This is a genomic window from Streptomyces sp. BRA346, from assembly GCF_052851135.1.
Genome location: NZ_JAIWIH010000132.1, coordinates 1 through 3,174, shown reverse-complemented (window position 1 = coordinate 3,174; position 3,174 = coordinate 1). Strand labels below are relative to the sequence as shown.

The 3,174-nt window shown below is 73.2% G+C and carries 1 protein-coding gene; it reads right to left on the bottom strand.

The window, feature by feature from the left end; all coding sequences use genetic code 11:
• The coding region (locus LCH29_RS43715) for an SDR family NAD(P)-dependent oxidoreductase (protein ID WP_446467245.1) at positions 1-3,174 on the bottom strand (3,174 nt) is incomplete at both ends.

The following is a 3,174-nucleotide window of genomic DNA, read 5'->3' as shown; positions in this document are numbered from 1 at the left end:
AACCCGCCCCACCATCAACCCACGCAACACCGCAGGCACATCACCACCCGCAACCCCCGCCACATCAAGGTCCACGGCCACCACCAACGGACGCGGGAGCCGGAACGCGGCATCCAGCAGGGCGAGCGCCTTGGGGGTGGACATCGCGCCGATGCCCCAGCGGGACATCCGGGCCCGGTCCACCTCGGCCAGCTTTCCGGTCAGGCCACTGTCCTCGGCCCACAGCCCCCACGCCACCGACAGCGCCGGAAGGCCGATGGCCCGGCGGTGGGCGGACAGGGCATCGCAGAAGGCATTCGCCGCCGCGTAGTTGGCCTGCCCCGGGCTGCCCAGCACCCCGGCGGCGGAGGAGAACGTCACGAACATGCCCAGCGGCAGATCCGCCGTCGCCGCGTGCAGATGGGCCGCCGCTGTGGCCTTGGCCGCCCACACCCGCGCCAGCCGCTCCGGGGTCTGCGAGGTGACCACCGCGTCATCGAGCACACCCGCGGCATGGATGACACCGGTCAGCGGGTGCTCCGCTTCGATCCCCGCCACCAGCTCCGCCACCGCGGCCGCATCCGTGACGTCCGCGGCGGCGATCCGCACCCGCGCACCGAGATCTTCCAGCCGGTCGGCCAGGTCCCGAGCGCCGGGGGCGCTCGGTCCGCGACGGCTCACCAACAGGAGGTGGCCGACCTGCCAGGTACGGACGAGGTGTTCGGCGACCAGTCCGCCCAGCGTTCCGGTGCCGCCCGCGATGAGCACCGTGCCGTCCGGGTCGAGCACGCCCGGAACGTCCAACGGCTCGTCGCTGTCGGCCCGCTTCAGCCGGGGCACCAGCGCCTGGCCGTCCCGTACGGCCAGCTGGGGTTCGTCCCGTTCCACCGCGCACGCGACCGCGTCCCGCACACGGTCCGCGAGGACATCGGCTCCGGGCGCGAGGTCGAGCAGCAGGAAGCGTCCCGGGTTCTCGGCCTGCGCGCTGCGCACCAACCCCCATACGGCGGCACCGGCCACGTCGGGGGCATCGTCGCCAGCGTGCGCGACAGCACCCCGCGTCACCATCACCAGCCGGGCGTCGGCCAGTCGCGGCTCGGCCAACCAGCCCTGCAACAGCCCCAACGTCCGCTCCGCCAGCGCCAGCCCCTCGGCCGCCGCCGCACCACCGGCACCCGCACCGGAGTGCGGAAGACAGGCGAGGGCGACGGACGGGACCGGCCCTTCGGCGTCGAGCGCCGCGACCAACGACTCCAGGTCCTCGTCCGCGTTGCCGAGGTCCAGAACCACCCACTCGTCGTCATCCGTCGCGACCGGCACGGCAGGCAACGGCATCCACTCCAGCGCGAACAGCCCGTCCACGCCACGCGCGCCCGCGGCCCGCAGCTGATCGATCCGTGCGGGGCGTGTCACCAGGGAGTCCACCGTCAGGACCGGTTCCCCGGCGGCGTCGGCCACCACCATCCGCAGTCCCCGCTCGCCGTCCACACCGTGCTGCTGCGGCGAGATACGCACCCGCACGGTGGTGGCGCCGGTGGCCCAGAGGGACACGCCGTTCCAGGCGAACGGCAGCCACACCTGGTGGTCGCCCTGCTCCCGCTCGGACGAGGCGGTCAGCAGCGCCGGATGCAACGCGGCGTCGAGCAGCGCCGGGTGGATACCGAAGCCTTCCTCGTCCCCGGCCGCCTCGGGCAACGTCACCTCGGCGACGACATCCGAGCCGTCCCGCCACATCGCGCGCAGCCCCTGGAAGGACGGCCCGTACGCATATCCCGCCGCCGCGGCCTGCTCGTAGAACCCGTCCAGCTCCACCGGCTGCGCGCCTGCCGGGGGCCACGCACCCCGCAAGCCCTCGGCCGTCGGTCCGGTGTCCTCTCGTGGCGGGCTCAGTACGCCCTCCGCATGGCACACCCAGCCCGCTACGGAGTCGGCGTCCCCGGGACGGGAGTACACCTGAACCTCCCGCCGCCCGTCCTCGGCCGCCTCACCCACCACGACCTGTACGCGCAAAGCCTTCGACTCGGGCAGCGTCAGGGGCACCTGAAGCGCCAGCTCCTCCACCCCACCGCAGCCGACCTCGTCGGCCGCCCGCAACACCCATTCCACCAGCGCCGCGCCCGGCGCCAGTGCCGTCCCCGCCACCACATGGTCGCCGAGCCAGCTCTCGCCGCCGCCGGCCGTGATCCTGCCGGTGAGCAGGTGCGTACTGCCATCGGCAAGCTCGACCGCGGCGCCCAGCAGCGGATGTCCGGCGGACACCAGACCGAGGTCGCTGGGGTCGCCGGTCCCGCCAGATCCGGCCATCCAGAAGCGTTGGTGCTGGAAGGCGTAGGTGGGCAGGTCCACGCTGCACGGCGTCGGCTCGGCCGGGAACAAGGCCGTCCAGTCCACGGGGACGCCCGCGACGAACGCCTGGGCGAGGGAGCGCACCAGTTGGTGCTGGCCCCCGTGGTCGCGGCGCAGCGTCGGCACGGTCGTCGCGTCGACCCCCGCCCGCTCGAAGGTCTCCTGCATGCCCACGGTGAGCACGGGATGGGTACTGGCCTCGATGAACACCCGGTGCCCATCGGCCAACAGCGCCTCCACCGCTTCCGCGAAGCGCACCGGCTCCCGCAGGTTCGTCACCCAGTACGCGGCGTCCAGACCGGCCGTATCGGCTCGGCCGCCGGTCACCGTCGAGTAGAAGGCCACGTCGTCCGAGGGAGCGGCGACGGGGGCTACTCCGTCCAGTACGCGCATCAGCTCATCGCGGATCTCATCCATCTGGGGGCCGTGCGAGGCGTAGTCCACGTCGATCAGGCGATTCTCCTGGCACGCGGCCACCACCGCGGCAACCTGCTCCGGGGGACCTGAAATGACCGTGGACGACGGCCCGTTGACCGCCGCCACACCCACGGCCGCCGCCTGGTCGCCGAGCCGGGCCAGCAGCTGTCCGGCCTNCTCCTGGCCCACACCCAGCGACGCCATCGCACCGCCACCNGCCAGCTGGCGCAGCGCCCTGCTCCGCAGCGCCACCACCTTCGCGCCGTCCTCCAACGACAACGCCCCNGNNACNACNGCCGCCGCAATCTCACCCTGACTGTGGCCCACCACCGCCGCCGGACGCACCCCATGCCCCGCCCACACCGCCGCAAGCGACACCATCACCGCCCACAACACCGGCTGCACCACATCCACCCGGCCCAGATCACCCGC